We start from the raw sequence: 25,339 nt of genomic DNA on the forward strand, positions 1-25,339 counted from the left end.
CCCGAACAGGGCCGGCCTTTTTCGTCTGTCAGGCCACCGAACGCATCGGCACCACGAGGTAGGTGAGCTCGACGCCGTCCTCGCCCGGGGTCGACGTCAGCACCGTGGAGCGCAGGCCGCCCTGGATCTTCAGCTCGATCCGGCGGCCCGCGAACGCCTTCAGCGCGTCCGCGAGGTAGCGGGCCTGGAACGTCTTGGTCAGGCGGTCGCCGTCGACCGTGGCCTTCACGAACTCCTCCGACTCGCCCTGCTGCGGGTCGCTGCCCTTGACCCGGATCTCCGAGTCCTCGACCTGGATGGTCACGGCCTGGTGGGGGCCGCCGTAGGGCGTGGCTCTGCGGACGGCGCGGGCCAACGCGTCCGCGTCCACGAGCACCGTGCTGTCGATGACTGCCTCCAGGAGTCGGCGCGCCCGGTCGTCCGGGAACGGAGCGGCCAGGAGCGCGGTCGAGATCGAGTTGGTGCCCCACGCCAGGCCGATGCGGTCCTGGTTCGCGTGGAGGGCGACGGGGCCTTCGGCCTGCCGGGCCGCTTCCACGAGGGCCTTCGCAGGTACCAACAGGTCTAGTTGACCTTGTTGTTCCCACGCAAACGTGGCGTACGCCATGCGGTAGCGATCGGTCGCCATGACGTGCAGCCTGTCGGCGGCCGACTGGATCCGGATGCCGGTGAAGATCGGCAGGGCGTCGTCCTTGCTCGCCGCGCCCGCCACCGCCGCGATCGCCTTCAGCCTCTCGGCGGCGACGTGCCCCTGCAACGCGGGCAGCGCCGGGACGCCGGGGTGGTGCGCGAGGTCGAGCAACGGGAGCGCGAACCTCGACGTCGGTGTGCGGATGGCCAGCCGCTGCCCCTCGACCTTCAGCCTCACCTGCGGGTCGTCCAGCGCCTGGAGGGTCGCCGCCAGCGGTTTCGCCGGCACGAGCACCTCGCCCTCGGTGTGGACCGTGGCGTTCACCGACAGGCGCACACCGTGCTCCTGGTCGCTGCCCGCCACCTCCACGTCCGTGCCGGCCTTCAAGCGCAGCCCGGCGAGCACCGGGTCGAGCACGCGGGCCGGCAGCAGGCGCGCCACCTCGGCGGCGGCGCCGGCGAGAGCGGCTGTGGTGGCGGTGAGGTCCATGTCGAGGACGCTAGCGGGCACCCCTGACAATTTTCGGTGGGTCAGGAGGGGGTGCCGCGGTGAGTGAGTGCCAGGGCGGTGAGGCCGGCGGCCGCCGGGCTGCGGGCGGAGCTGGACCCCGAGTTCGTGTTCTCGTTCGTGGCCGGGCGGTCCGTGGCCCACTTCCACCAGCACGTGTTCGTCCGGCATCGGGGGCACCGGACGAACTGCCGTGGACCGAGTCCGGCTGGGCCGGGGCGCCGAAGGACGACCCGGCCCGGCTGTGTGCGCGGCTCAGGCCGTGCTTCCCGCCTTCCGGCGCGCCAGGTCGATGATCCGCTGCAGGTGCAGCCCCCGCCACACATCGCACTCGTGCGTGGTGGTGCCGCTGTGCACCATCGCCACGAAGTCGTCGAGCAGGTTCGTGAAGCACTCCGGCGCGGGCGTGTCCCTGTTGCTCAGGGTGCGGTGGCCGTGCTCGCCGAAGACGGTGAAGTCCGCGAACGGCGGCTGCACCGGCAGCGACAGGCAGAGCGAGACGGTGCTGGTGGGGCCGCCCTCGTGCTGCAGGATCAGCTGCCACAGGCCCGTCTCGGTCACGTTCGCCGCGAGCACGTCGGTGATCTCGCCGAGAGCCGCGTCCAGCAGGTCGAAGGCGTGCGGGCCCACGTCGTCGAGCGCGCCCTTGTCGTGGCGCCACGGGGAGTTCGAGAACGGGCCGTCGAGCAGGGCGCCGGAGATCCAGCGGCTGTCGGCTCCGGTCCAGCCGCCGGTGCGGTGGAGCTGGGCCAGCATCTCCTTGGTCTCCGGGGCGTAGCGGCGGGTCAGCACGACCAGGGACGCCACGCCGGCGGCCGAGACGGCCTCGGCCAGCTCGGCCGCGACCTCGGCGGTCTCGGCGATCGGCTTCTCCAGCACCAGGTGCTTGCCGGCGCGGGCGGCCTCGATGGCCATCGGTCCCTGCACGCCCGGCGGCACGCAGAACGCGACAGCGTCCACAGTGGACAGCATGGCGGCGTAGTCCTCGAACGGCTCCGCGCCGAACGAGCCGGCGAGTTCCGCGGCCGCTTCCGGGCGACGGGCCCACACGCCGGTCAGCGTGGTTCCGGGGTGGTTCGCGACACCGGGGGCGTGGATCATCCGAGCCCACGGTCCGGCGCCGACAAGTCCTACGCGCAGCTGTTCGTCCACTCGCCCATCCTGCCTCAGGAGTAACTGGCCTTGGGGACGAAGATCTCTCCCCCGTTGTCGAACTTCAGGCGCACGCCGTCAGAAGACGTCTCGCGCTGCGGGTCGTGGTCCCAGCCGTTGGGCACCGTCACGACGTGGCCGCGGTCCGCTGTCGGGCCGAGCCAGATCTCGTAGTAGGTGCCGCCGACGAGCCGTGACACCTCTTTCACGTACACGCCCGGTGACTCCGCCGTCGGATCGACGCTGATCACGGTCGTGCGGTCCGGCACGAACATCACGACGCCCGCCACCGCCGTGAGACCTGTGCCCAGCACGGCTCCCAGCAGGAACAGCAGGGTCTGCACCAGACAACCGGAGACCTTCGTCGCCATCACACCATCCTCGGGTTAGCGCGGTCGTACGCTCGGAGGATGCCCGACGACATGACCTTGCCGGGAAACCTGGTACCCGCATCACCGGTCTCCCAACCCGTCGAGCCGCGGGACGCCGTCACCGTGGTCCTGCTCCGCGACGGCGCGGAGGGCCTCGAAGCCTTCCTGCTGCGCCGCGTGAAGGGCATGGCGTTCGCGGGCGGCATGACCGTCTTCCCCGGTGGGGGCGTTGATCGGCGGGACGCCGACACGTCCGTCGCGTGGGCGGGGCCGGAGCCGCGGTGGTGGGCCGAGGTCTTCAACGTCGACGAGGGCATGGCGCGCGCGTTCGTGTGCGCTGCCGTGCGCGAGATGTTCGAGGAGTCCGGCGTGCTGCTCGCGGGTCCCGACGCCACCTCGGTCGTCGCGGACACCTCGACGTACGCGCAGGCCCGGCAGCAACTGGTCGACCGCGAGCTCTCGCTCGCCCAGTTCCTCGCCGCCGAGGGTCTGGTCCTGCGCGCGGACCTGCTGCGACCGTGGGCGAACTGGGTCACCCCGCTCGAGGAGCCCCGCCGCTACGACACCCGCTTCTTCGTCGCCGCGCTGCCCGACGGCCAGAAGGCGGACGGTGAGACGACGGAGGCGTCCGACGCGTCGTGGCAGACGCCCGCGAACGCCGTCCAGGACGCCCAGGAGGGCCGCCGGATGCTCATGCCGCCCACCTGGCGCACCCTCGACGAGGTCGGTGCCCTGGGCAGCGTCGAGAAGGTCATGGCCGAGGAACGCAGCGTCGAGAAGATCATCCCCAAGCTGATCCGCGACGGCGACGTGATCCGGGTGGTGATCGCGTGAGCGGCTCCCCGCTGATCGGTGCCCGCGCCGCGCACCCGCTCTACGGCGAACTGCGCCAGATCACCCCGCACGCCGCCGTGCTGCTGGCGGACAACCCGTCGCCGATGACGCTCGACGGCACCAACACGTGGCTGCTCAAGGCCCCGGACGCGACGTCGTACGTGGTCGTCGACCCCGGTCCGCTCGACCACGCCCACCTCGAGCGGATCGCCGCGGTCGGCCCGGTCGCCGAGATCCTGCTGACGCACGGCCACCCCGACCACTCCGACGGCGCCCGTGCGTTCAGCGAGTTGGTCAAGGCGCCGGTGCGCGCGCTCGACCCGACGTTCACCTACGGCTCGGAAGGCCTCACGGACGGAGAGGTGGTCACGAGCGCCGGCCTGGAGCTCCGCGTCCTGGGCACGCCCGGCCACACCAGCGACTCGCTGTGCTTCGTGATCGACGGCGAGGCCGTGCTGACCGGCGACACGGTCCTGGGCCGCGGCACGACGATCGTGGCGCACCCGGACGGGAAGCTGGGCGACTACTTCCAGTCGCTGAAGGTGCTCGCCGAACTGCCCGAGAACACGGCGGTGCTGCCCGGCCACGGCCCTGAGCTGCAGGACGCCGGTGAGGCCGCGCGGAGGTACCTGGCCCACCGCACGCAGCGGCTGGAACAGGTCCGCGGAGCCGTCGAGGCGCTGGGCGGCTCACCGACCCCGCGTCAGGTCGTCGAGATCGTCTACGCGGACGTGGACAGGGTGCTGTGGCCCGCCGCCGAGTGGTCGGTGCGGGCCCAGCTCGACTACCTGCGGACCGGTTACTGAGGCTGGTGGCCGTTGTTCGTCGCGCCGAAGGCGGACTGGCGCGACGACGACCTGTCGATCTGCCAGCGGCCGCTGTCGGTCGCCGGCGGACCCGTCTGCTCCCGCTGCGCCAGCTCCTCGTGCAGCTGCTGCAGCAGGGCCCGTTCGCGCTCACTGAGGTTCGCGTCCACCGAGGACGGCTCGGCGGGCTCGGCCAGAGCGGCCTGCAGCGCGGCCAGCTCGTCGGCCTTCAGCTCGGTGGTCACCTCGGCCCGGTTGATCGGGACGGGTTCGGGCAGCGCCTCGACCTCGGGTTCCACCGAGGCCATTGGGATGCGCTTCACGGGCTTGGGCGGGAAGGGCTGCGACCCCTCCAGCGCCGGTGTGGAACGCGTGCGTCGTGAGCCGGTCTCTTCCTGTTGCTCCGGCGCCGGTGTCGGCTCGGCCACCGGCGCCGGAGCGGGAAGCTCCTCGGCCGGCTGGTCGAACCAGGCTTGCTGCTGCTGCTGCGAGGCGTGGTGCTCGGCCAGCGGCACCGGGGCCCCGGAGATCGGCACCGTGCGCGACGACGTCACCGCGGCGGCGTGGTAGTCGCTGAGCTGCACACCGGTCGTCAGGACCTCGACGGCGGCGCGGACGCCCGCCTTGCGCAGCACCGAGTCGACCCGGTAGGCGGTCGCGGGACCGAAGCCCTGCGGACCGATGTCCACCAGCACGACGCGCTGGGGCAGCGGACCCGGCGTGGAGCCCGTCGGCGACGAACGCCAGACGCACCGCACCGAGCGGATGTCCGGCAGCACCGACACGGCACGGCTCAGGTCGGCCGCGATGTCCGAGGCCGGATCGGTCTCGGAGGTGAAGCGGTGCCGCAAGAACGGCAGCATCTCGACCACCGGCAGGCGGTCGGTCAGCGACGCGTCCGAGCGGACCTCGTGGAGGATCCACGTGATGGCCGCGCGCTCGTCGGGCAGCACGGGGATGCCGCCCGCGAGGAGCGTGCCCACGAGCAGTTCGATCGAGCGGTCCAGTTCTCCGACCGCGAGGAACTCGCGGGCCTGCGACAGGGCGGCGTCGTCGACGCGCCCGGCCATCGACAGCAGGAGATCGTGGAGACGGACCGGCAGGCCGACACCGTCGTTCGTCACGTCAACTCTCCTTAGCTGAGCACCAGGTGCTCCTCGGACTCGGCGCCGGCGCACACCAGCTCCGATGCCGCCAGCGCCGCCCGGTGGTAGGGCGGCAGGTCCATGCCGGACGACACGACCTCGACGCACGGGTCGTGCTCGCCCAACGCCCGCAGAACACGCTGCAGCTCACCGGTCAGCCGGGCGTGGCCGGTCGTGGCCGCCACCAGCAGGACGCGGTTGATCCCCGTGGGACCGATGCGCCAGCAGGAGCGGACCTCGCCGACCCCGTTCCGGCCACGCAGCGTGGCACCGAGAACGACGGTCGCTGAATCCCCCATCGGCACCCGATCGGGTGATTCTGGGGAAAAGGTGTAGCCGGTGGGTGGCAGTTCGTCCAGTCCTTTGACCGAACTGAGCGCGCCGGGATCCGCCCCGTAGGGCACCAGCGCGTCCTGCAAAAGGCGCAGCTCGTGATCCGTCAGAGGGATGCGTCCGTGCAGGAGCGTGCGCGGCAGCGACCGCGCGAGGACCGCGTACGCGTCCGACGCGGCCCAGTCCCGGTACCGCCACAGCAGGTCGTCCGGGATGCGCCCGGCCAGCCTCAGCAGCAGTTCGTGGCACGTGTCCGACATGTCACACCTCGACGATCAGTTCGATCTCCACCGGAGCGCCGATCGGCAGCTCGGCCACGCCCACGGCGGACCGGGCGTGCCTGCCCTCGTCACCGAAGATCTCACCGAGCAGCTCCGAGGCGCCGTTGATGACGCCGGGCTGCCCCGTGAAGCCCTCGGCGGAGGCCACGAACCCGACAACTTTCACGACTCGCTTGATCGAGTCAATCCCCACGAGCGCGTCCACGGCCGCGAGAGCGTTGAGGATGCAGGTCGCGGCGTACTGCTTGGCCTCCTCCGGGGAGACCTCGGCGCCGACCTTGCCGGTGGCGGGGAGCTTGCCGTCGACGAACGGCAGCTGGCCGGACGTGAAGACCCACGGACCGCTCTGCGTGGCGGGCACGTAGGCGGCGAGCGGGGCGGCGACACCGGGGAGCTCGATGCCGAGCTCCTTCAGGCGGTTCGTCCAGGTGCTCACGCCTTCACCCGCTTCAGGTACGCGACGTGCTGCTCACCGGTCGGGTTGGTCAGCACGGTGACCAGCTCCCAGCCGTCCTCGCCCCACTGGTCGAGGATCTGCTTCGTTGCGTGGATCAACAACGGCACGGTCGCGTACTCCCACTTCGTCATGCGGGGAGCCTAACTTGCCACCCGAACGATGCCTGCGGGGTTCGCGGCCTTCGGGCTACCTTGATCACGTGGAGACCTGGCGGATCGTCGCCACCAGCCTGTTCGCGCTCGGCGGGCTGGTGATGGTGCTCGTCGCGATGGCGCAGGTGCGCGACCGCAAGCACAGCCAGCGGGTCCAGGTCGTGCAGGCCGGGGTGATCGGGCTGGTCGTGGTGGTGGTCGTCACGGCGAGCATCGCGCTGTGGCTGCCGTCGGTCGTGGCCTGGGCACTGGTGGCCGCGACGGCCATGGCCGTTCTCTTCCTCACCATGGTGGATTGACCGACCGATCCACCTTCGACCGATTTCACACCTAGTCTGGACGTGTGACGTCGTGGACCGAGGAGCTGACCAGGGCCCGTCTGCACGTGGTCTCCGGCAAGGGCGGCACGGGCAAGACGACGGTCGCGGCCGCGCTGGCGCTGGCCCTGGCCACCGGTGGCCGCCGCGTGCTGCTGGTCGAGGTCGAAGGCAGGCAGGGCATCGCCCAGCTCTTCGACCGGGCCCCGCTGCCCTACTCCGAGGAGCGGATCGCGTCCGCGCCGGGCGGCGGTGAGGTGCACGCGCTGGCCGTCGACGCCGAGGCCGCGCTGCTGGAGTACCTGGCGATGTTCTACAACCTCGGCTTCGCAGGCCGCACGCTGCGCAAGATGGGCGCGATCGAGTTCGCGACCACGCTCGCGCCCGGCCTGCGCGACGTCCTGCTGACCGGCAAGGTCAAGGAGTGCGTGAACCGGACCGGTCCGGACGGCCGCCACCTCTACGACGCGGTCGTGCTGGACGCGCCGCCCACCGGGCGGGTCGTCAAGTTCCTCGACGTCACCAAGGCCATGGCCGACCTGGCGAAGGTCGGTCCGATCAAGGGGCAGAGCGAGGGCGTCGTGCGGCTGCTGCACTCGGGTGACACGGCGGTGCACCTGGTCGCGTTGCTGGAGGAGATGCCGGTGCGCGAGACCCTGGACGCGGTGGCCGAGCTGGACGGCGCCGACCTGCGTCCGGGCGCGGTGCTGGTCAACCGGGTCCAGCCCACGCGGCTGCCCGCGCGGTCGGTGCCGGTCGCCGCCGAGGGCAGGGTCGACGAGGCGCGCGTGCTCGCGGGGCTGAAGACCGCGGGCCTGGACCTCGACGAGTTCACGCTCGAAGGCCTGGTCGACGAGACGGTGGAGCACGCGGTCCGGGTGCAGTCGCAGCAGGAGGCGAAGGAACTGCTCGGCGAGTCCGACCTGCCGACGCTCGAGCTGCCGGACCTGACGGACGGGGTGGACGTGGCCGCGTTGTACGAGCTGGCCGAGGTGCTGGTGGCGGCGGGGGTCCGATGAACAAGCTGGACTTCGACCCGTTGCTCGACGACCTGAACACCCGCGTGCTGGTGTGCTGCGGGTCGGGCGGCGTGGGCAAGACGACGACGGCGGCGGCGCTGGCGGTGCGCGCGGCCGAACGCGGCAGGCGCGTGGTCGTGCTGACGATCGACCCGGCGCGGCGGCTCGCGCAGTCGCTCGGCCTGCGGGAGCTCGACAACCACCCGCGCGAGGTCGTCGTGGACGGCTTCGAGCCCAAGGGCGAGCTGTTCGCGATGATGCTCGACATGCGTCGCACGTTCGACGACATGGTGCTGACCCACGCGGGCCGCGACCGGGCCGACCAGATCCTGTCGAACCCCTTCTACCAGACCATTTCCTCGTCGTTCTCCGGCACGCAGGAGTACATGGCGATGGAGAAGCTGGGCCAGCTGGTGGCGCAGGACGAGTGGGACCTGATCATCGTCGACACCCCGCCGTCGCGGTCGGCGCTCGACTTCCTGGACGCGCCGCAGCGGCTCTCCACCGTGCTCGACGGCCGGTTCATCAGGATGCTGTCGGCGCCGGCGCGCGCGAGCGGCCGCGGGCTGATGAAGATCGTTGGAACCGGTTTCAGCCTTTTCACGCGCGCCGTGTCGACGATCGTCGGCGGCCAGCTGTTGCAGGACGCTTCGACTTTTGTTCAGGCTTTCGACAGCATGTTCGGAGGATTCCGCGAGCGCGCGCAGCGGACGTACGAACTCCTCCGCTCGCCCGGAACCGGTTTCGTGGTGGTGGCGGCGGCCGAGCCCGACGCGTTGCGCGAAGCGAGCTATTTCGTGGAACGGCTCAGCGCCGAGAACATGCCGTTGTGCGGGCTCGTCGCGAACAGGACCCACCCCGTGCTGGCGGCGGACCTGCCCGCGGCGAAGGCGCTCGCGGCAGCGGACGACCTGGACCGCTCCGGTGAGGCGCCGCTCGCCGCGGCAGTGCTCCGGCTGCACGCGGACCGGGTCGCGGTGGCCGATCGTGAGAAGCGGCTCCTGGCCCGGTTCACGCGTGCTCACCCCGGCGTCGCGCTGGTCGGCGTGCCCGCATTGCCTGCTGACGTGCACGACCTCGACGGCCTACGGGAGATAGGTCGCCGTCTCGCCGGCGAGTAGACGCGGACCGCGTCTAGCTGACCCTCGTGTCCTCGACGTGCTCTTGACGTGCGTTGTCGAGCAGTTCGAACCACGAGTCCACGTCCGGGCGACGGCGCAGCAGAGCACGGCGTTCGCGCTCGGTCATACCGCCCCAGACACCGAATTCGATCTTGTTGTCGAGCGCTTCGGCCAGGCATTCCATGCGCACCGGGCAACCCAGGCACACGAGCTTCGCCTTGCGCTGCTCCGCACCTCGGACGAAGAGCTGGTCCGGCTCTTCGTCTCGGCACGAAGCGTTGATACGCCAATCCCCCTGGTTCATATCCCCCACTCCTCAGTGCTGTCCAAATGTGGAAATCCGCCACACCCCTGCCACGGATGCCGTAGCGTTCGAGCTACGGCTGCATTCCTTGGACGTTGACGGACTGTAGTGCCGTTCGGTTCCCACTCCAAGCCTGGGTCACCCGACTGTTACCTGTCTTGCGTATGTCTACTCATGCTGAGTAACGGCACTTACTGATCACCTTCACCCGTTCGTGTACGGCGTACGCTGGCCCGCGTGCGAGTCAGGAATGGCGTGCTCAAGATGCTCGGCCTGTGCCTGCTGGCTGGGGTTCTCCTCGCCGGCATGCTGTTCCCAGTCGTGGGTGCGACAGGCCTCGTCTCGAACCGGGCCAGCGACACCGTGGACAGCATCTCCGCCGACCTCGTGACGACGGACCCCCCGTTGATCACCACGGTCACCGACAAGGAGGGCGCGCCGATCGCCTACCTGTTCGACCAGTACAGAGTGCTCACGCCGCCCGAGAAGATCTCGCCGACCATGAAGGCCGCGCTGATCTCGGTCGAGGACCGGCGGTTCTACGAGCACCAGGGCGTCGACTGGAAGGGCACGATCCGCGCGGGCCTGACGAACCAGGTCAGCGGCTCGGTCTCGCAGGGCGCGTCCACGCTGACCCAGCAGTACGTCAAGAACTACCTGGTCCACGTCGTGGCGCGGAACAACAAGCTCGAGCAGGCCAAGGCCCAGGAGCAGACGATCGCGCGCAAGATGCGCGAGGCCCGGATCTCGTTGCAGCTGGAGCGCAAGCTCGGCAAGGAGGAGATCCTCGCCCGGTACCTCAACGTCGTTCCATTCGGTTCGACCATTTACGGCATCGCGGCGGCCGCGCAGGCTTACTTCAACACGACTCCGGACAAGTTGACGGTCCCGCAGGCGGCGATGCTCGCGGGAATGGTGAACAGTCCGTCAGCGCTCGACCCCGAAGCGTATCCGGACAAAGCTTTGGACCGGCGCAACAAAGTCATCGACCGGATGGTCGAGAACGACAAGCTGTCGCGTGACGCGGGTGAGGCGGCGAAGAAGGAAGGCCTCGGTCTCGCGACCCCGGTCCGCACTCCGCCGAACGGGTGCGTGGGTGCCGGTCCGGAAAACGGTTTCTTCTGCTCGTACGTCGTGAACTACCTGCAGCGCGCGGGATTCAGCGAGGAGCAGCTGCGGACCGGCGGCTACACCATCCAGACCACTTTGGACAGGGCGGCCACCTCGCAGGCGAAGGCGGCGGCCGAGGCGGGCGTCGGCAAGAACACCGACGGCATCGCGAACACGATGGCGATCGTCAAGCCCGGCAAGGAACGCCACGAGGTGCTGGCGCTGGTCGCGAACCGCGACTACGGCCTGAAGGCCGACCTGCGCCAGACGACGTACGACCTGCCGAGCGGCGTGGAGAACAAGTTCGGCGCGGGTTCTATTTACAAGGTGTTCACCGCGGCGGCGGCGCTGGAGAAGGGCCTCGGCATCGAGAACGTCATCCCGACGCCGACCTCGCACGTCTCGCGCGTGTTCAAGGGTGGCGCCCAGCGCTGCCCGAGCACCGGTGAGCCCGGCACGCGCTGGTACTGCCTCTCGAACTTCGACTCGAGCTACCCGTCGTCCATGTCGCTGCAGCAGGCCCTCGCGACGTCGCCGAACACCGGCTTCGTGATCCTCGAGGAGCAGACCGGCATGGACGCGGTCGTCGACATGGCGTCGCGCCTGGGCATGCGCGAGACGATGGCGACGAACCTGCAGGGCACGCGGCCGGACCCGAAGGCCAAGGACAAGCAGAACCGCATCTCGCAGACGGAGTTCTACAAGCAGAACGGCGGCAACGCGTCGTTCACGCTCTCCCCCGCGCCGGTGTCCACACTGGAGCTCGCCAACGTGGCGGCGACCATCGTGAGCGGCGGCAAGTGGTGCCCGCCCACGCCGATCGCGAAGGTGCTCGACCGCAACGGCAAGGCGGTCCCGGTGAACGAGGCGCCGTGCGAGCAGGTCGTCGCCGAGGGCCTCGCGAACGGCCTCGCCGTCGGCATGAGCAAGGACGACGTCGGCAACGGCACCGCCGCGGCCGCCGCCCGCGCCGCCAAGTGGACCCGCCCGATGATCGCGAAGACGGGCACCACCGAGGAGTACAAGTCGGCGGCGTTCATCGGCGCGACCCCGGACTTCGCGGGCGCTGTGCAGACGTTCAACGACGGCACCTCACCGCGCCCGATCTGCCTGGGCGCCGCGGGCGCGCCGCGGTTGTGCGGCAACGGCAACATCTTCGGCGGCACGATCCCGGCCAAGACGTGGTTCGAGACGATGACGAAGGTGCACGGCAGCCTGCCCGTGGCGCAGCTGCCGCAGGTGGAGCAGCGCTACCTCAAGGGCGGCCGCGAGATCCAGGTGCCGGACGTCGTGGGCAAGCAGATCAACGACGCCACGCGGATCCTGGAGCAGGCCGGCTACAAGGTGAGCCAGCAGTCGGTGAACTCCGACAGGTCGAAGGGCACGGTCGTCAGCCAGTCGCCGCGCGGCAACGCGTTGCGCGGCACGGTGATCAACCTGTCGGTGAGCACGGGCTACGTGCCGCCGCCGGTCGCCACCGAACCGCCGCCCTCTCCGGAGCCGCCCAAGCCCGGCAACCCGAACGAGCCGCCACCGATCACGCTGCCGACGGAACCGGAACCCCGTTAGCGGTCGAGCATCGCCTTGAGGCGCGCGACGCTGACGTCGACGTGCGCACGGATCTCGGCGACCGCGGAGTCGCGGTCGCCGAGGCGGATGGCGTCGAGGATGGCCCTGTGCTCGGCCACGACCTCGTCCGGCGTCTCGGTCCGGCTCAGGACCGTGAGGTAGAAGCGCAGTTCCTTGGTGAGCGCGGCGAAGAACTCGTCCAGCCGCGTGCTGTCGAGCAGCGCGACGATCGCCTGGTGGAAGGCGAGGTCGCGGTCGACGACCGCGCCGCCCGTCCGCGCGGCCTCGACGAGGTCGTCGAAGGCCTTCGTGATCGCCGCCAGCTGCTCCGGGCGCGGGGTGCGGGCGAGCGCGGCGGACTCCAGGCGCTCGCGGGCGGTGTAGAGCGCCTCGATCTTCTCTCGCGTCGGCGCGATGACGACGGCGCCGCGGTTGACCTCGTAGCGGACCAGCCCGGTCAGCTCGAGGATGCGGACGGCCTCGCGGATGGTGTTGCGGGCGACGCCGAGCTCCGCCGCGATCGCGCTCTCCCTGAGCCTGTCACCAGGGCCGAAGGCGCCGGCCATGATCCGTTCGGAGAGGCCGTCGGCCAGCTGCTGGGCCGTGGTGGTGCGGCGCACTTCGAGGCCGTCGAGGGCTGACATGCGGCCAGTTTAACGGGTTGCCCTACAGTTGAACTGTACTACAGTTTGTCGGCATGGACCTGACTGCGTTCAAGGCGCTCAGCTTCGACTGCTACGGCACGCTCATCGACTGGGAGGCCGGAATCACCGCGGTGATCTCACCGTGGGCCCTCGAACAGGGGCTTTCGCTGTCCGACGAGGAGCTGCTGCTCGCGTACGCCTCCGCGGAGGCCGAGGTGGCGGCGGGCGAGTTCGCGCTGTACCCGGAGGTGCTGGCCTCCGCCTTCCGCCGGACCGGTGCCGCACTGGGGCGCGAGGTGAGCGGCGAGTGGGCCGCACAGCTGGGGTCGTCCGTGCCGGACTGGCCGGCGTTCCCCGACTCCGCAGAGGCGTTGGCGCGCCTGGCCTCCCGCTACCAGCTGATCATCGTGTCCAACGTGCACCGCGCCGGGTTCGCGGGCAGCAACCTCCGCCTGCGCGGGGACTTCGCGGCGATCATCACCGCGGAGGACGTCGGCGCGTACAAGCCCGCCGAGAACCACTTCCGCGCCCTGGACACCACGCTCGACGCGTTGGGGGTGGAGCGTTCGGAACTGCTGCACGTCGCGCAGAGCCTGTTCCACGACCACGTTCCCGCGAAGCGCGAGGGACTGCGGTCGGTGTGGATCAACCGGCGGCACGACAGGCCGGGCTGGGGCGCGACGCCCGAGCCGTCCGGCGACTTCAGCTACGACCTGGAGTTCGGGTCGATGGGCGAGTTCGCCGACGCCGTCGACAAGGCCTTCTAGACCGATGCCGCAGCGGATCGCTCCGCTGCGGCACACTCCTCAGCTCGTCAGCTTGGACTTCACCGCGGCGGCCACCCGGCCACCGTCGGCGCGTCCGGCGACCTCGGCGTTGACGGCCTTCATCACCTGGCCCATCTGCTTCTGGCCCGGCGCCTCACCGAGCTGCGCGGCGACGGCGTCGTAGGCCTTGTCCACGATGGACGCCAGCTCGGCGTCGTCGAGCTGCTTCGGCAGGTACGTCTCCAGCACCGCGAGCTCTTGGCGCTCCAGGTCGGCCTTCTCGGCCCGGCCGGCGCCGTCGAAGGCCTCCGCGGCCTCCTTGCGCTTCTTCGCCTCGCGCGCGAGGACCTTCAGGACCTCCGCGTCGGTCAGCTCACGGGCCTCCTTGCCGGAGACCTCCTCGTTCGTGACGGCCGTGAGCGCCATCCGCAGCGCACCGGCCGTCACGGTCTCCCGGGCCTTCATCGCCACGGTCAGGTCGTTCTTCAGCCGCGTCTTCAACTCCGCCATGGGGCAGAACGGTACCGCCCGCCGGATGCCGCGCCGATCGAGTTAACGCCCTTCCGTACCCTTGACGCGTGAACAAGCTGGGCCGAGCCCTCCTCGCCACGACCGCAGTCGGCGCCGCGACCATCGCGTACGCGGCGGGAATCGAGAGGAGGCACTGGACCCTGCGCACCGCGACGGTGCCGGTCCTGTCCCCCGACGCCAAGCCGATCAGGGTGCTGCACATCTCGGACCTGCACATGACGCCGAACCAGGTGTCGAAGCAGCGCTGGGTCGCCGCCCTGGCCGACCTGAACCCGGACTTCGTGGTCAACACGGGCGACAACCTCGCGCACAAGGACGCCGTCCCCGGCACGTTGCGCGCGCTCGGCCCGTTGCTCGACAAGCCGGGCGTGTTCGTCTTCGGCAGCAACGACTACTACGCGCCGAGGCTCAAGAACCCGGCTCGCTACCTCCTGCCGTCCGCGAAGACCAGGCGCATCCACGGCGTGACGCTCCCGTGGCGCGACCTCCGCGCCGGCATGATCGAGCGCGGCTGGGAAGACCTCACGCACGTCCGCAAGACCATCAAGGTCGGCGACCAGGAGATCTTCTGCGCGGGCCTCGACGACCCGCACCTCAAGCGCGACCGCTACGCCGACATCGCGGGCGCCCCGGACCCGTCCGCGGCCCTGCGCCTGGGCGTGACGCACTCCCCGGAACCGCGCGTCCTCGACCCGTTCGCCGCCGACGGCTACGACTTCGTGATGGCGGGCCACACCCACGGCGGCCAGCTCCGCATTCCGTTCTACGGCGCCGTCGTGACGAACTGCGAACTGGACCGCGGCCGCGCCCGAGGCGTTTCCCGCTGGGGCTCGCACATGTGGATGAACGTGTCGGCCGGCATGGGCACTTCGCCGTACGCCCCGGTGCGCTTCTGCTGCCCTCCGGAGGCTTCCCTGCTGACCCTCGTCCCGAGGCCCGTTACGCCTGGTCAGGGGCGGAATGAGGGGGTCCGATTCGGAGCTGGCGCGGACATGATGTAGAGTTCTACATGTTCCCAGCCGGGGTGTGGCGCAGCTTGGTAGCGCGCTTCGTTCGGGACGAAGAGGTCGCAGGTTCAAATCCTGTCACCCCGATTGAATAACACGGGTCAGCCCCTGTTCGCAGAAATGCGGACAGGGGCTGATTTGTTTTTGCCGTTGTTCGAGAGGCAATTCGGCTCACAGCGGCCATTCGGTGCGGAAATCGCCCTCCAGCCACTCCACCACCACATGGAGCATCGCGTCGACGCTCTCCCACCGGGGTTCCTCGTCCGCACCCTCGACCTCGTCGAACTGCATCACACACCCGCGCAACAGCCCTTGGCGGAGGTCGGCGAAGAGATAGGTGCCGGACGCGTCGACCGCGACCGGGACGAACAGCGGCAGCCACAGGTCACCGATGGGCGACGCGGCGGGTTCGGCCAGCTTCCGCGCCTCGTGCGCGTCGACGTCCACGATCTCCGGGGCGACCGCGAAGTCGCGCCGGATCTCCATCATCATCTCGCGGACCTCCAGCGCCTGGGCAACGCCGAGCGGGCTGTAGAACTCTGGGATGAGCGGGGTGTAGTCCACGCTCGCCAACCCTCCGCACTCGGTCCACCACGCCGCCAGGTCGGCGGGCAGTGGCGCGCCGATCTTCTCCTCCGCCGCGGCCAGCTCGGTGGCGGTGGCAGGAGGCAGGAACTTGGCGCGCAGCGTGGGCGCGTTGCGACGGAGCCACGCATCTGCCCGGGACCAGCTCATGCGCCGCATCATCTCCTTTCAGGCGTGAATTCATCTCAGCTTTTGTGTCGACCAGTCGACGAGAGGGCCCTCCACCCCACAGAGGCGAAGGTCACTTCTGGTCACCGAAGAGGACATCGGCGATCGCGAAAAGCCACCCGATCGTGTGACGCGTCTCGACACGGGCGGCCGTAGACGTCACCGTGTTTGAGTGACAGAGGGCCATCGTTCTGCGCCAAACCATACGAGACGACCACGTAGCGTTAACCTCTATGGGTGAATGTTGACGGTTCAACTCACGTAGCGTAACGGCTGGCCTGATCCAAACGACGAAGGTAGCGGTTCAGCCCTCGTTGAATGATTCGGGAGATGTTGTGATGGACTCCGCCTCCGCCGTCAATCCGTCTCACAGGTCGTGGATCGTCATCGCGGCCAAGACAATTGTGGTGCTGCAGTCCCTGGGGATCGTTTACATGCTCACGTCGACGTGGGTGACGGTGGCCGTCGCCGCCGGTTTCGCGGTCGTCTACTTCTCGGTCAGGGCGTTGTCACGGGCTTCGCGGCAGGTCGACCGGATCTTCGAGGAGGAGCTCGACCGGCAGTAGGCTCGGCGCGTGCTGACGCGGGTGTCCGAGGCTTTGGTGAAGCCGGGCCGGGAGCAGGAGTTCGTCGCTCGGGTCTTGGATCTCGTGAGGACGTTCCCCGAGACCTACGAAGGGCTTGTGGGGCACGAGGTGCTCGTCGACCTCGACGACCCGCTGTGCGTCCGGTACGTGAGCCGGTGGCGTGACGAGCAGGCGCTCGAGAACTACGCGGGTCCTGGGTGGCGCACCGACCCGGTGACCTTTCCCGACGAGGACGAGTACCTGCAGCGGCCGTTGACGCTGCGGCACTTCCGCCACGTCAGCTGAGGAAGCCCCGCGCGGGCAGGCCCTCCGGGAAGCGTTCCAGGGCGTCGCCGGCGGCGCGGGCGAGCGACTCCAGCGTCTCGGTCTCGGCCGGGGTCGCGGTGTGCGGAACGGCCCAGTAGCACCCGATGGCGCCGATCGGGTGCGGACGCAGGATCGGGGAGAGAACGAGGCTCCGCACAAATGTCGGCCGGTACGCCTCCTGTGGAATTCTGAAATCGAAGCGGATGTCCCTGATCGCGACGGTCTGACAATTCATCATCGCCCATCCGCTGATGCAGTTCGAGGCGGGGAACCGCTGCCCCTTCCACAACGGGCTCATCGAGTCCTCGTCCGCGTAGTAGCAGAGATCGCCGTCGAGCAGCACCAACGTCGCGCCGTGTGCCCTCAGCAAGCGTCTGGCCCTGGTGCGGACGACGCGTTGGACTTCCTCCAACGTGCCGGCCCCGGCGAGACGCTCCATCGTTTCCAGCATGCTTCAAGAATAACTCCTGAATCCACCGAACATCCAGGTTTTCTGGTTCGATCAATAAATCGAATCACGCGTTCGACGTGATCTCGCAACAAAGATCTTCGGTGCCTCGCGAGAATCCACCGCGAGGTGGTTGTGCCGTCCGGAACCCCCGGGCGGCCGCCGCGGACTCTAGTGTTGAACCGTGACCACGCACCCTTCTCCCGCCATCCCGGACCAGCTCTTCGACGACCCCGCCGCCGAGACCCGGTGGCGCGAGCGGTTCACCGCTCCCCGCATGAGCCTGCCCGGCTGGGCCGACGACGCTCCGGACCGCACCCTGTACGTCTCCAACGCGAGCGGCGTGTGGGAGATCTACTCCTGGGACCGCGCGACGGACGAGCACCGCAAGGTCACCGACCGGCCGAACGGCACGTCGCACGCCACGCTGAACCCGAACGGCACCGAGATCTGGTGGTTCGACGACCACGACGGCGACGAGTTCGGCGTCTGGGTGCGCGAGCCGTTCAAGGCCGACGGCAGCAAGGCGGAGCCCGCCGTCGCCGACGTGACGCCCGGCTACCCGGCCGGTCTGGAGATCGGCCGCACCGTCACGGCGGTGGCCGCGTCGACCGACGACGGCACCACGGTGTGGCTGGCGCGCGACGGCAAGGCCGAGGTGCTCTACCAGCACGTCAACGACGCCGGTGTCACCGCGCTGTCCAAGGACGAGTCGCTCGTCGTGATCGCCCACTCCGAACACGGCGACAACCGGCACATGGCGTTGCGCGCGTTGAACGCGGAGACCGGCGAGAAGGTCGCCGAGAAGTGGGACGGCAAGGGCAAGGGCCTCGACGCCATCTCGTTCAGCCCGGTGCGCGGCGACCAGCGGCTGCTGGTGCTGCACGAGCGCCGCGGCCGCGAGGAACTGCTGATCTGGGACGTCGCCGCCGACACCGAGCGCGAGATCGTGCTCGACCTGCCGGGTGAGGTCTCCGCCGACTGGTACCCGGACGCGTCCGCGTTGCTGATCGTGCACACCCACCACGCCCGCAACACCGTGCACCGCTACGACCTCACGACCGGCGAACTGTCCACCCTGGACACCGCGCCCGGCGTCGTCGGCTCCGCGGGCGTGCGCCCGGACGGCACGGTCGAGTACTCGTGGTCGTCCGCCGAGAGGTCGACGGTCATCCGCGCGCTCGCGACGGACGGCACCGAGAGCGTGCTGGTCGAGCCCGCCGGAGCGAAGCCCGCGACGTCGTTCAAGCTGGAGGACGTGTTCGTCGGCGACGTGCACGCCCTGGTCTCGAAGCCCGAGGGCGAGGGTCCGTTCCCCACGGTCTTCCTGATCCACGGCGGCCCGCACTCGTCCGACGAGGACCGCTTCTCCGCCTACCGCGCGGTCTGGCTCGACGCCGGCTTCGCGACGGTGCACGTGAACTACCGCGGCTCCAGCGGCTACGGCTCGAAGTGGCGTGACGCCATCGAGGGCAGGCCGGGCCTCACCGAACTCGAGGACATCGCCGCCGTGCAGGACTGGGCGATCGAGTCCGGCCTCACCGACCCGGCGCGCTCCGTGCTGAACGGCGCCTCGTGGGGCGGCTACCTGACGCTGCTCGGCATCGGCACCCAGCCGTCGCGCTGGGCGGTCGGCGTCGCGGGCGTCCCGGTGGCCGACTACCTCGCCGCCTACGAGGACGAGATGGAACCGCTGCGCGCCTTCGACCGCGCGCTGTTCGGCGGCTCCCCGGAGGAGCTGCCCGAGCTGTACCGCGAGTGCTCGCCGCTCACGTACGTGGACCAGGTCACCGCGCCGGTGCTGATCCTCGCGGGCGAGAACGACCCGCGCTGCCCGATCCGGCAGATCGACAACTACCTCGACGCCCTCGCGGCCCGCGGCCACGCCTACGAGATGTACCGCTACGACGCGGGCCACGGCTCGCTGGTGGTGGCGGAGACGATCCGGCAGACGGCGGCCGAGGTGGACTTCGCGCGGAGGCACCTGGCGAAGTAGCCTGGTGACGGCGCTGCCGAGCGCCTCACCTCCTGATCGGTCACCCGCGCTGACCGGCGTCGCGGAGGCAAAGGGGACCCCTGTCCTCCCGGCGCCGGTCGGTCGTGTGCACGAACGCAGCCCGGACGAGCAGAGCAAGGCGCGGGGAACGGCTCCGGCGCGTCCGCGGAAGGCAAGCCATGACCGAGCAGCGGTCGTTCAAGCGCCTGGTTCGCGCCCGGATGGAGCGCACCGGCGAGTCCTACACCACCGCCCGCAGGCACGTCCTCAAGGACGCGCGGCCCAGCGGGCAGATGCACGACTCGTGGTTGTTGCGCGAGGTGCTCGACGGCGAGTGGTCCGAGCCGGTGCTCGCCGGACTCGCGGGCGGCATCGGGTTCATGTACTTCGTGTTCGAGTACAAGGGACACGCGCCGATGATGACGATCGTGGCGCGGCACCACCCGGCGCCGTTCATCCCGACCGCGCTCCAGTACGCCGGCATCGCACACGAGGTGACGTCCACGACGTCCGCACGGAGGGCCGAGCAGCGGCTGCGCGCGGCGGACGGGCCGGTGATCTGCCTGATGGGCAGGGAGAAGCACCCGGTCGGGGTGGCGGGGGTCGACGGCGACACCGTCACCGTGCTCGGAGGCGGAGGCACAGCCGCCGGCACCCATGTCCTGCCGCTGGACGAGTTCCTGGTCGGCTGGGCCCCGGCCAAGCACGAGCTGATCAGCATCGGCGAGCAGACGGCGGAGCCGGACGTCGCGAAAGCCGTGCGCATGACCTGCGAGCACCTCACCGGGCCGGTGCTGGGCAACAACTTCGACGTGAACTTCGGCTTCTCCGGCATGCGCAAACTCGCGAGGGACCTGCGCGACGGGGGGAAGAAGGGCTGGACGCGGCGCTGGGCCGACGACCCCGGGCTCGTGCGCAAGCGGCTGCACGACTGCCTGGAGGTCGAGTACACCGCGCCTGGAGCATCGCGGCCGCTGTACGCCGCGTTCCTGGCCGAGGTGGGGTTGCCGGGCGTGGAGGAGTTCCGGGAGTCCGGGCGGCTCTGGTCGGAGATCGCGCGGGGTGGGGACTACGACGAACTGGCCCTGAAAGTGGACGAGGCCCGCTCCGTCGAGGAGCGGGCCATCCGCCGGTTGATGGGCTAGGCCGACTGGGCCTGCCACATCCAGTGCGCCTGCTCCAGTTCCTGCGTGATGCCGATCAGCAGGTCCTGGGTGACGAGGTCGGGCTTGTCCGTCTCGTCGATGCGACCGCGCATGCGGGAGATCAGCGACGCCAGGGAGTTCGTGATCGACGAGACGACCTGGTCCTCCTTCAGCCAGCCGGTCTCGATCTCGGGCACGCCGGACGACTCGGCGATGGTCTTCGCCGTGCCGTTCGGCGTGACGCCGAGAGCGGCCGCTCGCTCGGCCACCTGGTCGGCGGCGTTGCGCGCCAGGACGACCAGTTCGTCGAGCTGAAGGTGGACGCTGCGGAAGTTCTTGCCGATCACGTTCCAGTGCGCCTGCTTCCCGATCAGGGACAGGTCGACCAGGTCGACGAGCGTCGCCTGCAGGATGGCGCCGACGGCATCGCGGTCGGCGTCGGCCAGCGGGCTGGTGATCGGGTTCTTGGCCATGTGAAACGCGCCTCCTCAGACGGTGACGGTGAGCGCCACCTCGATGTTGCCGCGCGTCGCGTTGGAGTACGGGCAGACCTGGTGGGCCTGCTCGACGAGCTTCTCCGCGACCGCCTGGTCGAGTCCGGGGATCTTCACCGCGAGTTCGACGGCCAGCTGGAAGCCGCCCGCGCCGTTGGATCCGATCCCCACCTTGGCGGTTACCTCGGAAGACGCAACTTGAATCTTCCCGGCGCGTGCGACGGCGGCGATGGCGGAGTTGAAGCACGCCGAGTACCCGGCCGCGAAGAGCTGCTCCGGGTTGGTCGCCTCGCCACCGGGGCCGCCCATCTCCCTCGGGACCGACAGGATCTCGTCGATCACGCCGTCGGAGGAACGCACCTCGCCGTTGCGGCCTTCGCCGTAAGCAGTCGCCTCAGCCGTGTACAGCGCTTCCATTCCGCTCTCCCTTGAGTCAGTGGGCTCGATTGCCTTTCACTGAGGGTGAACGCATCGTGCACGACTTAAATGCCCGATGGTGACTCAGTTCACGTCGGAGACGGGGCGGCGCAGGGCGAACTCGGCCACCTGACGGCCGACGGTCCGCAGGTTGCGGTCCACGTCGGAGTCCGAGCAGGAGCCGTCGCCGTCGAACTTGACCTGGGCGGAGTTGATCGCGGCGCCGAGCGGGGTGGGCCAGCCGCGCAACGCGTGCACGATCGAGCGCACGGCCGTGAGCGTGTTCACCGCCGCCTGCCAGCCGTACGCGGCGGTGATGGTGCCGACCGCGCGGCCGTCGAGGTACGGGCGTTCGTCGTCGCGGAGGTCCTCGATGTAGTCGAGGGCGTTCTTGACCAGGCCGGACACGGTGCCGTGGTAGCCGGGCGACACGACGATCACGCCGTCGCACGAGCGCAGGTCCTCGACCATCCGCCGGGCGACGTCCGTGCGCTCGGGCACGGACGGGTCGTAGAACGGGAGCACCAGGTCGGGCCCGCTGTACTGGATCGTCTTCGCACCGAGCTCGCGGGCACCCTCGAGGGCCACCCGCAGCGCCCGTTCGGACTGCGAGTCGGGCCTGATCGAGCCGCCGATGCCCACCACCGTCACCGTCATGCCACCGATCCTTCCACCTCCAGATAACTGGAGATCCAGCGCTACTCGCGAGTAACCTGCACCACATGTCGAACTTCCAGGCGGCCGTGCTGGCCGGTGCTCTGCGCTTCGCGTTCGGTCTTCCCGGCCCCGTGCGCCGCCTCATCGCCGGCACACCCGTCCGCCTGGACGGCCAGGACCTGCACCCGGAGGCTCAGCTGCTGCTGAAGCTCCAGCAGCTGTCCGGGACGGGGTGGCGCACCAGGACACCTTCCGAGAGCCGGCTCGACCTGGAGTTGAGTTCGAAGCTCGTGGCGGGTCCGAAGATCACCGGGGTGGGTACCAGGGAGCTCTCGATCGGGGAGTTCGCGGGCCGCCTCTACACGCCGCTGGGCCTCGCGACCGGCTCGCCGCTGTTGATCTTCTACCACGGTGGCGGCTGGGTGACCGGGAGCCTCGACAGCCACGACCAGCTGTGCCGGTTCCTCGCCAAGGAGACCGGTGTCCGGGTGCTCGCGGCCGACTACCGGCTCGCCCCGGAGGCACCGTTCCCCGCCGCGGCCGACGACGCCGCCGAGGTGCTGCGCTACGCCGTCGCGAAGGCCGAGGACCTGGGCATCGATCCGAAGCGGATCGCGCTCGGCGGCGACAGCGCGGGTGGCAACCTGGCCGCCGTGACGGCCCACGGCGCCGAAGTCGACCTGGCGTTCCTGCTGCTCCTCTACCCCGGCGTGGACGCGTCGGTGCGCCGCCGGTCGCGCGAGATCTTCGGCAACGGGTTCTTCCTCACCGACGAGAAGATGGACTGGTTCCTCGACCAGTACTCCGAGGGCGGCAAGCACCGCCACGACCCGCGTCTGTCGATCATGCTGGCCGAGGACCTGTCGAACCTGCCCCCGACCTACATCGCGACGGCGGGCTACGACCCGTTGCGCGACGAGGGCGAAGCCTTCGCGGAACGCCTGGCCGCCGAGGGCGTGCCGGTGGTGCTGCGCCGGCACGAGGGCCTCTTCCACGGCTTCGCGAACGTGCTCGGCGTCGGCGGGATCTTCCGCGAGGCCGTGTCCGAGGCCGTCGGCGCGCTCCGGACCGGCTTCGCGCTGGCCAACTCCGATCAGGACGTGGCCGAGACCGCCTGACGCTGCCGCGACAGCACCCAGCCGACGCCGGCCACGACCAGTCCGGCGAGGCCCGCGACGACGAAGCCGAGCGGGGGTCCGCTGTGGTCCACAGCGACTCCCGCGAGCGGCTGACCGGCGGCGACGCCGAACGTGAAGGCGGAGCCCTGCAGTCCGAGAGCGAGCCCGCGGGCCGTGGGCGGGGCGCTCCTCGCGATCAGTTCGGACGAGGCCGTGATCGTCGGCGCGCACGCGAGGTTCATCGGGATCAACGCGAGCGCGAGCAGCCACACGTTGCCGTCGCCGAGACCGACCGGCAGTTCCAGCAACGCCATGCAGGCGAGCAGGACCACGCCGCTCGGCACCCGTTTCACACTCCCGTAGAAGAGCCCGCCCAGCGCCGACGCCGCGCACATCACGAAGAAGATCACCCCGAGCCACCCCTGCTGGCCTGAGCGCTCCAGCGAGGCGATCGCCGAGATCTCCATGCCCGACAACACCATCGTGGCGCCGAACGGGACGATCAACGCGGCGATCATCGGCCCGCGCAGCCACTGCCGCACCGGAGGCGGCGGCCCCTCGACCACGTCGTCCTCGTGCAGCAGCACGGGGTTCACGGCGAACAGCACGGCACTCGCGGTCAGGATCGCCACGCCGATCACGACCAGTGCCGTTCCGGTCGAGAACTTCGTCGCGATCAGCACGCCCGCCGCGGGCCCGACCATGAACGACAGCTCGACCGAGATCGAGTCGAGCGAGAACGCGGGCCTGCGCTGCGGTTCCGGCACGATCGCCGTCAGCGCCTGCCGCCCGATCGACATCACCGGCACCGCCACGAGCCCGTTCGCGAACGCCAGCACGAGCAGCACGTAGTAGTCCATCAACGGCGCCGTCACCCAGAACGCGCCTTCGAGCAGGCTGAGCGCGAGCACGAACCGCAGGCCCTTGCTGTCGACGAGCTTGCCCATCAACGGCGACCCGAGCCCGAGGCCGACCATCGTCGCGAACCCGACCGTGCCGGCCGCCGCGTAGCCCTTGTCGAGCGTGGTGACGACGTGCAGCGTCACGGTGACGCCCGCCGCCGTCGGAGGGATCCGGGCGAACAGCATCAGCAGCATCAGGGGACGGACCCCGGGCAGCGCCAGGACCGACTTGAACGGTGCGAGGTTCACGAGGCCATCGTCACCTGGTCGGCAACGGGTTTACGAGACCTCGCGAGCAGCCACGCGACGCCCGCGACCAGCAGTCCGACCACGCCGACGACCGCGAACCCGGCCGGTGCTCCCGCGCGGTCGACCGCGGCGCCCGCCAGCGGCTGGCCGATCGCGCTGCCGAGGGTGAACGCCGACCCCTGCAGCCCGAGTGCGAGCCCTCGCGCGGTGGGCGGTGCCAGGCGGCTGATCGTCTCGCCGGACGCCGCGATCAACGGTGCGCACATGAGGTTCATCGGCACGAGGAGCAGGCACAGCAGCAGCACGTTGCCGTCGCCCAGACCCACCGGAACCTCCAGCGCGGCCATGAGGACCAGCAGCACCAACACGCTGGGCACGCGCTTCACGCCGCCGTAGACCAGGCCGCCCACGATCGACGCCGCGCACATCGCGAAGAACACCGCGCCGAGCCAGCTCTGCTTGCCGATGTGCTCCAACGACGCGATGGCGGAGACCTCCATGCCACCGAGGCACACGGTCGCACCGACGCACACGACGAGCACGCCGACGATCCGTCCGCGCAGCCACTCGACCACCCGCGGCTGCGGCCCGTCGACGACCTCGTCCTCGTGCACCATCGGCGGGTTCGCCCAGTGCAGGAGCACTCCGGCGACCAGGATCGAGAAGCCGATGAACAGCAGCGCGGCGTTCGTCGAGAACTTCGTCGCGACGAACACGCCGAGCGCGGGCCCGCCCATGAACGACAGCTCGACGGAGATCGAGTCGACCGACAGCGCGACCCGGCGGCGGCTCTCCGGCACGAGCGCGGTGATGACCTGCCGCCCGATCGACATCATCGGCACGCCGAGCAGCCCGACGAGGAACGCCAGGACCAGCAACGTCCAGTAGCCCATCAGCGGCGCGGTGAGCCAGAACGCCGCCGAGGCCGTGACGCTCACGGCGAGCATCGACCGCAGCCCACGTGCGTCGATCAGCCTGCCCATCAGCGGCGCGCCGATCCCCATGCCGATCGTGCCCGCCGCCCCGACCAGCCCCGCCGCGCCGTACCCCCGGTCGAGCGTGACCGCGACGTGCAGCGTCAGGATCACGCCGGTCGCCGCCGGGGGCATCCTCGCGAAGAACATCAACAGGGCGAACGGCCGGACTTTGGGCAGCATCAGGACGTGTTTGAAGGGGGCGAGGTCCACACCGCCATCCTCACGTGGATGG

General features: G+C 70.0%; 30 protein-coding genes and 1 tRNA gene. 14 read left to right on the top strand and 17 right to left on the bottom strand.

Translation table 11 applies throughout. The features are described from left to right. Positions 1-28: 28 nt before the first annotated feature. The 3 genes from dnaN to ND450_RS30940 form a co-directional block, all read right to left on the bottom strand. A complete protein-coding gene (gene dnaN / locus ND450_RS30930; RefSeq protein ID WP_253321963.1) occupies positions 29-1,120 on the bottom strand; it encodes a DNA polymerase III subunit beta in 1,092 nt (363 codons plus the stop codon). A 273-nt stretch (positions 1,121-1,393) separates the two neighbouring features. Then, the gene (locus ND450_RS30935; RefSeq protein WP_256557321.1) at positions 1,394-2,290 is read right to left on the bottom strand and encodes a Gfo/Idh/MocA family protein; all 897 of its coding nucleotides are present in this window, start codon (positions 2,288-2,290) and stop codon (positions 1,394-1,396) included. Between the two features lie 14 nt (positions 2,291-2,304). Beyond that, a complete protein-coding gene (locus ND450_RS30940; protein ID WP_253321964.1) occupies positions 2,305-2,661 on the bottom strand; it encodes a hypothetical protein in 357 nt (118 codons plus the stop codon). A 39-nt stretch (positions 2,662-2,700) separates the two neighbouring features. Here ND450_RS30940 and ND450_RS30945 point away from each other — a divergent pair, with 39 nt between their 5' ends. Together ND450_RS30945 and ND450_RS30950 are read left to right on the top strand one after the other, a co-directional pair. Then, positions 2,701-3,495, top strand: a complete 795-nt coding sequence (locus ND450_RS30945) for an NUDIX hydrolase (RefSeq protein ID WP_371927445.1) — start codon at positions 2,701-2,703, stop codon at positions 3,493-3,495. After that, a complete protein-coding gene (locus ND450_RS30950) occupies positions 3,492-4,301 on the top strand; it encodes an MBL fold metallo-hydrolase (protein WP_253321965.1) in 810 nt (269 codons plus the stop codon). Before ND450_RS30945 ends, ND450_RS30950 begins: the two co-directional genes overlap by 4 nt. Here ND450_RS30950 and ND450_RS30955 read toward each other — a convergent pair. From ND450_RS30955 to ND450_RS30970, 4 genes are read right to left on the bottom strand one after another with little or no spacing between them, the layout of a single operon-like run. Further along, positions 4,295-5,425, bottom strand: coding sequence for a hypothetical protein (locus tag ND450_RS30955; protein WP_253321966.1), 1,131 nt, complete (start codon positions 5,423-5,425; stop codon positions 4,295-4,297). The genes ND450_RS30950 and ND450_RS30955 overlap by 7 nt on opposite strands. A gap of 11 nt (positions 5,426-5,436) precedes the next feature. Next, positions 5,437-6,039: a hypothetical protein gene (locus ND450_RS30960; RefSeq protein ID WP_089908098.1), complete on the bottom strand. Its 603-nt coding sequence runs from the start codon at positions 6,037-6,039 to the stop codon at positions 5,437-5,439. 1 nt (position 6,040) lies between these two features. After that, complete coding sequence (locus tag ND450_RS30965) at positions 6,041-6,496, bottom strand: RidA family protein (protein WP_089908095.1); 456 nt, start codon at positions 6,494-6,496, stop codon at positions 6,041-6,043. Continuing rightward, positions 6,493-6,648, bottom strand: coding sequence for a DUF4177 domain-containing protein (locus tag ND450_RS30970; protein ID WP_086668176.1), 156 nt, complete (start codon positions 6,646-6,648; stop codon positions 6,493-6,495). Before ND450_RS30970 ends, ND450_RS30965 begins: the two co-directional genes overlap by 4 nt. A 68-nt stretch (positions 6,649-6,716) precedes the next feature. Here ND450_RS30970 and ND450_RS30975 point away from each other — a divergent pair, with 68 nt between their 5' ends. From ND450_RS30975 to ND450_RS30985, 3 genes are read left to right on the top strand one after another with little or no spacing between them, the layout of a single operon-like run. Then, a complete protein-coding gene (locus ND450_RS30975) occupies positions 6,717-6,968 on the top strand; it encodes a hypothetical protein (RefSeq protein ID WP_253321967.1) in 252 nt (83 codons plus the stop codon). A 44-nt stretch (positions 6,969-7,012) separates the two neighbouring features. Further along, entirely contained in the window at positions 7,013-8,005 is a 993-nt protein-coding gene (locus ND450_RS30980) for an ArsA-related P-loop ATPase (protein ID WP_089908088.1), read from the top strand. Continuing rightward, positions 8,002-9,126, top strand: a complete 1,125-nt coding sequence (locus ND450_RS30985; protein ID WP_253321968.1) for an ArsA-related P-loop ATPase — start codon at positions 8,002-8,004, stop codon at positions 9,124-9,126. The genes ND450_RS30980 and ND450_RS30985 overlap by 4 nt, the downstream gene beginning before the upstream one ends. Before the next feature lie 13 nt (positions 9,127-9,139). Here ND450_RS30985 and ND450_RS30990 read toward each other — a convergent pair whose 3' ends face one another. Then, positions 9,140-9,430 carry a WhiB family transcriptional regulator gene (locus tag ND450_RS30990; RefSeq protein WP_089908081.1) on the bottom strand — a complete coding sequence of 97 codons (291 nt, stop codon included), beginning with the start codon at positions 9,428-9,430 and terminating at the stop codon, positions 9,140-9,142. 237 nt (positions 9,431-9,667) lie between these two features. On the opposite strand from ND450_RS30990, the gene ND450_RS30995 reads away from it, so the two are divergent. Then, positions 9,668-12,109, top strand: a complete 2,442-nt coding sequence (locus tag ND450_RS30995) for a penicillin-binding protein (RefSeq protein WP_253321969.1) — start codon at positions 9,668-9,670, stop codon at positions 12,107-12,109. Here the strand turns inward: ND450_RS30995 and ND450_RS31000 are convergent. Beyond that, positions 12,106-12,753, bottom strand: a complete 648-nt coding sequence (locus ND450_RS31000) for a GntR family transcriptional regulator (RefSeq protein WP_253321970.1) — start codon at positions 12,751-12,753, stop codon at positions 12,106-12,108. The two genes, ND450_RS30995 and ND450_RS31000, sit on opposite strands and share 4 nt — an antisense overlap. Before the next feature lie 53 nt (positions 12,754-12,806). Here ND450_RS31000 and ND450_RS31005 point away from each other — a divergent pair, with 53 nt between their 5' ends. Continuing rightward, positions 12,807-13,520 carry an HAD-IA family hydrolase gene (locus ND450_RS31005; RefSeq protein ID WP_253321971.1) on the top strand — a complete coding sequence of 238 codons (714 nt, stop codon included), beginning with the start codon at positions 12,807-12,809 and terminating at the stop codon, positions 13,518-13,520. A gap of 39 nt (positions 13,521-13,559) precedes the next feature. Here the strand turns inward: ND450_RS31005 and ND450_RS31010 are convergent, their stop codons facing one another. Beyond that, entirely contained in the window at positions 13,560-14,030 is a 471-nt protein-coding gene (locus tag ND450_RS31010) for a GatB/YqeY domain-containing protein (protein WP_089908069.1), read from the bottom strand. A 68-nt stretch (positions 14,031-14,098) separates the two neighbouring features. On the opposite strand from ND450_RS31010, the gene ND450_RS31015 reads away from it, so the two are divergent. Continuing rightward, the gene (locus ND450_RS31015; protein ID WP_253321972.1) at positions 14,099-15,052 is read left to right on the top strand and encodes a metallophosphoesterase; all 954 of its coding nucleotides are present in this window, start codon (positions 14,099-14,101) and stop codon (positions 15,050-15,052) included. A gap of 19 nt (positions 15,053-15,071) precedes the next feature. After that, a tRNA-Pro gene (locus ND450_RS31020) sits at positions 15,072-15,145 on the top strand. Positions 15,146-15,229: 84 nt separating this feature from the next. On the opposite strand, the gene ND450_RS31025 is transcribed toward ND450_RS31020, so the two are convergent. Next, positions 15,230-15,793 carry an SMI1/KNR4 family protein gene (locus ND450_RS31025; RefSeq protein ID WP_253321973.1) on the bottom strand — a complete coding sequence of 188 codons (564 nt, stop codon included), beginning with the start codon at positions 15,791-15,793 and terminating at the stop codon, positions 15,230-15,232. 356 nt (positions 15,794-16,149) lie between these two features. Here ND450_RS31025 and ND450_RS31030 point away from each other — a divergent pair, with 356 nt between their 5' ends. Further along, positions 16,150-16,377 carry a hypothetical protein gene (locus tag ND450_RS31030; RefSeq protein ID WP_253321974.1) on the top strand — a complete coding sequence of 76 codons (228 nt, stop codon included), beginning with the start codon at positions 16,150-16,152 and terminating at the stop codon, positions 16,375-16,377. A gap of 9 nt (positions 16,378-16,386) precedes the next feature. Then, positions 16,387-16,683, top strand: coding sequence for an antibiotic biosynthesis monooxygenase family protein (locus tag ND450_RS31035; RefSeq protein ID WP_253321975.1), 297 nt, complete (start codon positions 16,387-16,389; stop codon positions 16,681-16,683). Here the strand turns inward: ND450_RS31035 and ND450_RS31040 are convergent. Then, positions 16,676-17,155 carry a GAF domain-containing protein gene (locus ND450_RS31040; protein WP_253321976.1) on the bottom strand — a complete coding sequence of 160 codons (480 nt, stop codon included), beginning with the start codon at positions 17,153-17,155 and terminating at the stop codon, positions 16,676-16,678. The two genes, ND450_RS31035 and ND450_RS31040, sit on opposite strands and share 8 nt — an antisense overlap. 181 nt (positions 17,156-17,336) lie before the next feature. On the opposite strand from ND450_RS31040, the gene ND450_RS31045 reads away from it, so the two are divergent. Together ND450_RS31045 and ND450_RS31050 are read left to right on the top strand one after the other, a co-directional pair. After that, positions 17,337-19,148 (top strand): prolyl oligopeptidase family serine peptidase, encoded by a 1,812-nt coding sequence (locus tag ND450_RS31045; protein ID WP_253321977.1) that lies wholly within the window; start codon positions 17,337-17,339, stop codon positions 19,146-19,148. A gap of 179 nt (positions 19,149-19,327) precedes the next feature. Then, the gene (locus ND450_RS31050; RefSeq protein WP_253321978.1) at positions 19,328-20,293 is read left to right on the top strand and encodes a DUF4872 domain-containing protein; all 966 of its coding nucleotides are present in this window, start codon (positions 19,328-19,330) and stop codon (positions 20,291-20,293) included. Here ND450_RS31050 and ND450_RS31055 read toward each other — a convergent pair. The 3 genes from ND450_RS31055 to ND450_RS31065 form a co-directional block, all read right to left on the bottom strand. Further along, positions 20,290-20,766, bottom strand: a complete 477-nt coding sequence (locus ND450_RS31055) for a Dps family protein (protein WP_089908049.1) — start codon at positions 20,764-20,766, stop codon at positions 20,290-20,292. The two genes, ND450_RS31050 and ND450_RS31055, sit on opposite strands and share 4 nt — an antisense overlap. A 15-nt stretch (positions 20,767-20,781) precedes the next feature. Then, positions 20,782-21,204, bottom strand: a complete 423-nt coding sequence (locus ND450_RS31060; protein ID WP_253321979.1) for an organic hydroperoxide resistance protein — start codon at positions 21,202-21,204, stop codon at positions 20,782-20,784. Positions 21,205-21,288: 84 nt separating this feature from the next. Beyond that, positions 21,289-21,861, bottom strand: a complete 573-nt coding sequence (locus ND450_RS31065; protein ID WP_089908043.1) for an NADPH-dependent FMN reductase — start codon at positions 21,859-21,861, stop codon at positions 21,289-21,291. Positions 21,862-21,926: 65 nt separating this feature from the next. Between ND450_RS31065 and ND450_RS31070 the strand changes: the two genes are divergently transcribed. Then, entirely contained in the window at positions 21,927-22,979 is a 1,053-nt protein-coding gene (locus tag ND450_RS31070; RefSeq protein WP_089908040.1) for an alpha/beta hydrolase, read from the top strand. Here ND450_RS31070 and ND450_RS31075 read toward each other — a convergent pair. After that, positions 22,955-24,130, bottom strand: coding sequence for an MFS transporter (locus tag ND450_RS31075; protein ID WP_253321980.1), 1,176 nt, complete (start codon positions 24,128-24,130; stop codon positions 22,955-22,957). The two genes, ND450_RS31070 and ND450_RS31075, sit on opposite strands and share 25 nt — an antisense overlap. Beyond that, positions 24,127-25,317 (bottom strand): MFS transporter, encoded by a 1,191-nt coding sequence (locus ND450_RS31080; protein WP_253321981.1) that lies wholly within the window; start codon positions 25,315-25,317, stop codon positions 24,127-24,129. The genes ND450_RS31075 and ND450_RS31080 overlap by 4 nt, the downstream gene beginning before the upstream one ends. Positions 25,318-25,339 lie beyond the last annotated feature (22 nt).

This window comes from Lentzea sp. HUAS12 (genome assembly GCF_024125735.1).
GTDB lineage: Bacteria > Actinomycetota > Actinomycetes > Mycobacteriales > Pseudonocardiaceae > Lentzea > Lentzea albida.

Excerpts from the sequence above, each read along its gene's own strand:
- dnaN (WP_253321963.1), bottom strand. The coding sequence starts at position 1,120 with ATGGACCTCACCGCCACCACAGCCGCTCTCGCCGGCGCCGCCGCCGAG.
- ND450_RS30940 (WP_253321964.1), bottom strand. The coding sequence starts at position 2,661 with ATGGCGACGAAGGTCTCCGGTTGTCTGGTGCAGACCCTGCTGTTCCTG.
- ND450_RS30945 (WP_371927445.1), top strand. The coding sequence starts at position 2,701 with ATGCCCGACGACATGACCTTGCCGGGAAACCTGGTACCCGCATCACCG.
- ND450_RS30960 (WP_089908098.1), bottom strand. The coding sequence starts at position 6,039 with ATGTCGGACACGTGCCACGAACTGCTGCTGAGGCTGGCCGGGCGCATC.
- ND450_RS30970 (WP_086668176.1), bottom strand. The coding sequence starts at position 6,648 with ATGACGAAGTGGGAGTACGCGACCGTGCCGTTGTTGATCCACGCAACG.
- ND450_RS30985 (WP_253321968.1), top strand. The coding sequence starts at position 8,002 with ATGAACAAGCTGGACTTCGACCCGTTGCTCGACGACCTGAACACCCGC.
- ND450_RS30990 (WP_089908081.1), bottom strand. The coding sequence starts at position 9,430 with ATGAACCAGGGGGATTGGCGTATCAACGCTTCGTGCCGAGACGAAGAG.
- ND450_RS31000 (WP_253321970.1), bottom strand. The coding sequence starts at position 12,753 with ATGTCAGCCCTCGACGGCCTCGAAGTGCGCCGCACCACCACGGCCCAG.
- ND450_RS31005 (WP_253321971.1), top strand. The coding sequence starts at position 12,807 with ATGGACCTGACTGCGTTCAAGGCGCTCAGCTTCGACTGCTACGGCACG.
- ND450_RS31010 (WP_089908069.1), bottom strand. The coding sequence starts at position 14,030 with ATGGCGGAGTTGAAGACGCGGCTGAAGAACGACCTGACCGTGGCGATG.
- ND450_RS31025 (WP_253321973.1), bottom strand. The coding sequence starts at position 15,793 with ATGAGCTGGTCCCGGGCAGATGCGTGGCTCCGTCGCAACGCGCCCACG.
- ND450_RS31030 (WP_253321974.1), top strand. The coding sequence starts at position 16,150 with ATGGACTCCGCCTCCGCCGTCAATCCGTCTCACAGGTCGTGGATCGTC.
- ND450_RS31040 (WP_253321976.1), bottom strand. The coding sequence starts at position 17,155 with ATGCTGGAAACGATGGAGCGTCTCGCCGGGGCCGGCACGTTGGAGGAA.
- ND450_RS31050 (WP_253321978.1), top strand. The coding sequence starts at position 19,328 with ATGACCGAGCAGCGGTCGTTCAAGCGCCTGGTTCGCGCCCGGATGGAG.
- ND450_RS31055 (WP_089908049.1), bottom strand. The coding sequence starts at position 20,766 with ATGGCCAAGAACCCGATCACCAGCCCGCTGGCCGACGCCGACCGCGAT.
- ND450_RS31060 (WP_253321979.1), bottom strand. The coding sequence starts at position 21,204 with ATGGAAGCGCTGTACACGGCTGAGGCGACTGCTTACGGCGAAGGCCGC.
- ND450_RS31065 (WP_089908043.1), bottom strand. The coding sequence starts at position 21,861 with ATGACGGTGACGGTGGTGGGCATCGGCGGCTCGATCAGGCCCGACTCG.
- ND450_RS31070 (WP_089908040.1), top strand. The coding sequence starts at position 21,927 with ATGTCGAACTTCCAGGCGGCCGTGCTGGCCGGTGCTCTGCGCTTCGCG.